Source organism: Rahnella sp. Larv3_ips (assembly GCF_003697865.1).
Taxonomy (GTDB): domain Bacteria; phylum Pseudomonadota; class Gammaproteobacteria; order Enterobacterales; family Enterobacteriaceae; genus Rahnella; species Rahnella rivi.
Genome location: NZ_MJIB01000003.1, coordinates 272404 through 278008, shown reverse-complemented (window position 1 = coordinate 278008; position 5605 = coordinate 272404). Strand labels below are relative to the sequence as shown.

Sequence of the window (5605 nt, the reverse complement as noted above, 5' to 3'; positions counted from 1 at the left end):
TACGGTTCCGCCCGAAATCCTTCCCCTTCCTCCCGCCGTTGCAACCGGATCACTCCGGGTACGGCGGTGATCTCCAGTTGTGCCAGGTTGATGATCCCAGACTCGGCGATCCAGTCTCCACCGATGATCAGCTCGCAGTTCTGCCGTACCTAATCCGCGCCAAAATCATGGCGGTCTTGGCTGGTTTCACACAGTGCTTCCCAGGTGGCTTCGTCGGTAATGACATGAGTCAGGCGCTTGCGGGCGGGCTCTCGCCATACATGGCCAGCGTTATCCATGACATGACGACATCCACCGTGCAGACTTCGTCGGGACCGAAGGATGAGGTAAATGTCACCGCGAATTTGATGGCACATGCGTTGTTAGGTGCAATCACTGCGCAGGCTAACGGTAACGGCGCGCTGGCGGGCGCATCGGGTGCGGTAGTGGGTGAGTACATCGCTCAGCAACTGTATCCAGGGGTAAACCGCAGCGATCTGAGTGAAGAACAGAAGCAGATAATTTCCACCTTATCAACCTTGTCAGCGGGTCTTGCTGGCGGGATTAGCGGTGACAGCAGTGCCAATGCGATAGCGGGTGCTCAGGCTGGTAAGAATGCGGTGGAGAATAATGCGCTGAGCGATATAGCTCAGGCACAATTTGAAGGCAAGACGCTGGAGCAGAAGGCCGGTGAGTACGTTGAGGCGGAAAACGAGCGTTATAAGAAAGAAAACTGCAGTGGGTTGAGTGCAGAGGCCTGCTCAGTGAAAATGTATACGGAGCGTCGTGATAGTCTTAAAGATGTTCTGCTGACTGGGACGGATTTTGTGCCAGTGGTGGGTACACTCAAGACGTTTACTGAGGCTGAGTCAGCGCTTGACTATCTGTTTGCAGCAGCGACAATTATTCCTGGCGAACGTATAGCATCAGGCCTGCTGAAAACAGCCCAAAAAGCACTCAAGAAAGGTGATGTAGCAGAAGCTTCACGGCTGATGAATGAGGCCAGTGATGAAATTTCAAAAGTTATTATTGTTAATAAGACGAAGTATCCTGAATCAGCAAGGCATATTGAGGATGCCCAAAAAGCAGGTCATCCTACGGTGTTAACTATAGACCGCAGTGGCGCAGCCCAAAGAAGAAAAGAATCATTGAGAAATACATCGCCGACTAAAGGAGCGGATCGTGATGAGTATCCTCCTGCAATGTTTAAGGAAGGTGGAAAGGGGGCTTCTGTTAGACCAATTAATCCTTCAGATAACAGAGGAGCAGGAGCATGTATTGGAGCTCAATGTAGAGGTTTGCCTGACGGTACATCAGTAATTATTAAAACAGATAAGGGAGTTCAATGATGTCGACATCTGTAGATGAATTATTATCCATATGCAGTGATAGTATCGTTTCACATAAAATATTTAGGGATGTTTCTCTCTTGCCTAATTATTTCCTGATGAATGAGTTGGTAGCATTATTAAACCAAAAAAATGGGTGCTATGGTTTCGAATCTGCCTTACATATTTTACCATTTGATACTACAGAGATAGAGGTCGGAGTTCTTGATTGGAATAAGAGCGATTTATGGATTTCTTCATATGATGGACTTGCTCGTGGTGCGTTCTTTTTTGCTGAAGATATCTTTGGGGGGCAGTTCTGTTTAAAAGAGAATGGTGTTTATATATTTGAACCTGAAACAGGTTCTTTTGATTATCTTGCCAAGGATTTAAATGAATGGTGTGAGATAATTCTAAATGATTTTAGCGTATTAACAGGTTATCCATTAGCTCACACTTGGCAGCAGACACATGGGGCGATACCTGAAGGTTTTAGATTGGTGCCGAAATTGCCATTTGTTGCTGGCGGAGAATATGATATTGAAAATCTTTGTCTGGAAGAATCTACACAAGGAATGAAAAAAAGGGCAGCTCTTGCATTGCAAATAAGGGATGTACCTGACGGTAGTAGTATTAAACTGAATAGTTGAGAATAATGCGCTGAATGCAACTGACGAGAAGCAACGTCAGGATGCGAAATGGTTGCTGCCGTACTTGGAAGGTGAGAAGAAAAAGCAGGCAGAGCAGTTAATTGGTGACCTGAACGCGAAGGATAAGGCATTTGATGCAGCGATTGATGATGCGTGTAAGAGCTTGTCTTCAGCGCAATGTAGTGGGTTGCGTCAGGAACTGGCCGCGATGGGCAGAAGCTACGACGAACAGATGGACGGTCAGTATATCGGCACGATGGCCAGTGTATACAAAGAGGGTGCTGATAAAGTCGATGGTCTGATGTGGCAATACGCAACCGCAGACGCTCAAGCCCAGAAAGCCAAAGACATCCAGAACATTGCCAGTAACTGGGGTGTCAGCGTCGAAACAGCTTCTGCGCTGTATACCGGAATGGCGATAACACACACCACAGCAGCTATAGGTGGTGCTGTATGGGGGTTGAAAGGCCCAAGTACTGTAACTGTTTATCGTGTTGAGGGAGCACCAAACACTCGTTTTTTAATTGGAGACAACGGGCAGGTTAGTATCACTGGCAGTACAACGTTATATTTAAATTTTGGTGATAAAGCCAAGGCGCTGGAATTCTTCGAAAAACGTGGCACTCAGAATATGGATGGTGCAACGATAAAAACGTTTGAAGTACCTCACTCTGTTCTGGATGATTTAAGAAATACTGCTGTGAAAGAAAGTGTTGCTCGATTGCCAGAAAATAAAGGAAAACCTGTTATTGCTGATCCAACGAAAGCTAAGGATCAATATGGAATAAGGCCCGAAAAGCTGAAAGAGTTACAAGACAAAATCATTCAGGGGACAGGAAAAGATGCAAGTAAGTGATGAAAAATTGCGGCAAATATTACTGGAGAGGGAGAGGTTGCAAAACCCTCCCCAGTCAACAGAAAAAGCCACTGGTGTCGGAATCGCCAGATTCATTGTGTCCTGTAATGATGTACGCGCAGTATTAGACTTGGCAAAAGAGGTGCTAATCACTGTAAATAATCATTCTACGCAAAACTGGCCTTCTCTTGATGAATGGTCAAATGTTCTTCCATCACAGTTTGTTGATGGCTTTTTGCCAGAACCAACTGAAAAAGAAACAGAAAAGCAAATTCAAAACTGGGGGGGGTTATCTTATGAAGAAAAGCTTACTGAAGCTTCCAACGATAATAAATGGACATTATCATCATGGTTATCTTGGCTAGAGCCTGATGAGCGAGAATGGTTTTGGTGGAATGCAGTGTTATTTGATGCACCGTTAAATAATAGCCATTTCATAATCGAGGTAACTGCTCTTGACTCCCCTTTTATGTCTGGTGCTTTAAAATGGTTATTTAAAGCCTGTGGGGCGGAGGAGGTTATCTCAGAAGATGATTTATAAATCCAAATCCCAGCAAAATTAGGTCTAGGTTCCTAAACCTAAGCCCTAAATTCCCCTTTCTCCCGCCGTTGCAGCCAGATCACACAGGGGGCTGGTATTACTCTTTAACAACATAGGGGGAAATGGCGTAACGGGCTGAAAAGCGCGTCTGGGCAAAAAGTTGCCTGAGCCAGAATGCACAGGGAAAAAGCGGTTGTAAGCTGCTGAGTGTACTAGGAAAAATGCTGTTCACTGGCTGACTCCGCACTGGATAAAGTTGTTGTGGATAATAACTCTTTGGCCGGTGATAAAGCCCGTGAGTCGGTTAAAGAAAATAAAGAAGCCACCAAAGCACTAGTTCGTGAGGCTATGGGTGAAAATCTGGCATCTCAGCTCACCAATGGTCTGGTGAACTTTGTTGGTGATACTGGCGATCTGGGTATGGCCGGTGGTGATCTGGTCCTTGATGCGGCGATGGCCTTAGTCAGTTGTGCCACAGGGGATAGTTACTGTGATACGGCGACAAGCGATCTGAACAAGAAAGATCAGGCTGTGGGAAAAGTGCTGGAATCGCTGTTTAACGGTGAGGCTGGGGAAGAGATTAAGAATACTGTCGTAAAAGCCTCACAGGGTGATCAACGCGCGTTGGAGAATTTGGCGGGGATACTGACGGGAATAGTAGTACCGGCGAAAGTTCTATCGCCTGGCGGGAAGACCGGCTCAATGGCTGAGCAGGCATCTTCAAAAGAAACTGGCTCACTAGTTGAAGCTGAAAAAGAAGCGCTAGAAAGAATCGGGCAAAATGCGAAAAATAGTTCTGATTTAAGTGTGAAACCATCTGGATCGGTATTACAGCAGCAAGCAGTGAAAAAATTGATGATCTTGCCACTCAATTTAATAATCCAGCAGTACATCCGAAGGACTTCCAGCTAAATATTAATGGAAAAGCAATGGTTGCAGATCCACAGTTAAGTGTAGGTGCGCCTGTATTTACTGGCGCCACGGATGCTGATGTTATGACTTACTTTAAGCAGCTTGCGGGATCAGAAAGTATGTCATCAGCTAAGGTGGTTCCTGGTAAAGGTACTGTGTACTTGATAAAAGTTACCGCAGGACCTTCGGCCGGCAGCACTGTGACATTGAGGGACTTTTCAACGTCAGCACAACAAACCGGTGCCAAATGGACCATAGATTTAATGACGCCATCGATAAATGGTGGCAGAAGAGTAGAGGTTAAATTTAAATGATGAAAAATATCAATGATATATGTTCATCTGTTATCAAAAGTTCTTATGGGTTATCTATGGGAGCTATTTGGCAGCATATCAGCGTTGAATGCACTGAGTTGCCTGATAATTATTTGTTCCGAAAGGAAATTTTTTTTGTTCTTTTGACTCGGTTATTAAATGAGAAGAAAATTAAGTTAGCTGAAAATGGTATATTTTTATCTGGTACTGTTGAGCAACAAATACAGGTATTACAAGCAGCTTGGCCGCCATATCCATATGAAGATGAAGACGACGATTTAGATGAATATGGAATGTGGTTTTTGGTGAAGGCTCCCGCTGGAGTGGTGTGGTTAACCCCTGATGGTGGAGAGTTATGGACTTAAATGAATCCCGGCCACCTGAGCCGGGATTTTTTATCTGTCATTCAGTTACAGGCCGAATAACCAGTTGCCCCCGCTCCACGGCCACCATCACCTGCGTATCGGTTGAAAACCCTGCATCTTTTCGCCAGTCGCCCTTAAGGTGCAGGCTGGGATAGCGGTTGTAATAGGTGGTCATGCACGTTCTGCTAACCGAGTTTAGAAATTCCGAATGGGTAAGGGAAAATTTGAAAGCATGGCGTTCCGCGTCGAGCCATGAACCGCCAGAATTGAAGCATTTTAGCATTCAGTTTTTGTCAGAGAACCTTACGTTCCATGTGCTTGCAGCAGATGTATTTTTATCTAATGAACTTTCATGAAGTTAATTTTCCGTCGAAATGAAATAAACGGGGACATGGTTCGTTAACCATACGCCATTCTCAGCCTGAAAAAAGTTGAATCCCTGTTGATGCATCCGCAGGGCTTCAACTTTTAGCACCGCAGGCTTTCCATATCGCTGTCCGACAGCTACGGCTGTGGTTATGTCTTGTGATAAATGCACATGGTGACGTGAACCTGCAATCAATCCTTGCTGAAGAATAGATTCAAGAAAGCGTGTTGCAGTGCCATGGTAGAGGAATTCTGGCGGTTTTTTCTCTATATGTTGAAGGTTCACGTCTGGTA

At 45.2% G+C, this 5605-nt stretch carries 9 protein-coding genes; 7 read left to right on the top strand and 2 right to left on the bottom strand.

Annotated features, from left to right (window positions below):
* The 7 genes from ED901_RS01290 to ED901_RS01260 all read left to right on the top strand — a co-directional run.
* On the top strand, positions 1-1328 hold a 1328-nt coding region (locus ED901_RS01290; RefSeq protein WP_205965062.1), incomplete at its 5' end, for a VENN motif pre-toxin domain-containing protein.
* Positions 1325-1957: an SMI1/KNR4 family protein gene (locus tag ED901_RS01285; RefSeq protein ID WP_205965061.1), complete on the top strand. Its 633-nt coding sequence runs from the start codon at positions 1325-1327 to the stop codon at positions 1955-1957. The genes ED901_RS01290 and ED901_RS01285, both read left to right, overlap by 4 nt.
* Positions 1950-2813, top strand: a complete 864-nt coding sequence (locus tag ED901_RS01280; protein ID WP_371414275.1) for a DUF6862 domain-containing protein — start codon at positions 1950-1952, stop codon at positions 2811-2813. The genes ED901_RS01285 and ED901_RS01280 overlap by 8 nt, the downstream gene beginning before the upstream one ends.
* Positions 2800-3354, top strand: coding sequence for a hypothetical protein (locus ED901_RS01275; RefSeq protein ID WP_122094356.1), 555 nt, complete (start codon positions 2800-2802; stop codon positions 3352-3354). The genes ED901_RS01280 and ED901_RS01275 overlap by 14 nt, the downstream gene beginning before the upstream one ends.
* A 261-nt stretch (positions 3355-3615) precedes the next feature.
* On the top strand, positions 3616-4266 hold the full coding sequence (locus tag ED901_RS01270; RefSeq protein ID WP_122094354.1) for a hypothetical protein: 651 nt from the start codon (positions 3616-3618) through the stop codon (positions 4264-4266).
* A gap of 17 nt (positions 4267-4283) precedes the next feature.
* The gene (locus ED901_RS01265) at positions 4284-4580 is read left to right on the top strand and encodes a hypothetical protein (RefSeq protein ID WP_122094352.1); all 297 of its coding nucleotides are present in this window, start codon (positions 4284-4286) and stop codon (positions 4578-4580) included.
* A complete protein-coding gene (locus ED901_RS01260; protein ID WP_122094350.1) occupies positions 4577-4945 on the top strand; it encodes a DUF596 domain-containing protein in 369 nt (122 codons plus the stop codon). Before ED901_RS01265 ends, ED901_RS01260 begins: the two co-directional genes overlap by 4 nt.
* 37 nt (positions 4946-4982) lie before the next feature.
* On the opposite strand, the gene ED901_RS25280 is transcribed toward ED901_RS01260, so the two are convergent.
* Both ED901_RS25280 and ED901_RS01250 read right to left on the bottom strand, forming a co-directional pair.
* Positions 4983-5120, bottom strand: coding sequence for a SymE family type I addiction module toxin (locus ED901_RS25280; protein WP_122094348.1), 138 nt, complete (start codon positions 5118-5120; stop codon positions 4983-4985).
* A 183-nt stretch (positions 5121-5303) separates the two neighbouring features.
* Positions 5304-5605 (bottom strand): RNA 2'-phosphotransferase (locus tag ED901_RS01250; protein WP_205965059.1); only part of this gene is annotated, 302 nt, incomplete at its 5' end.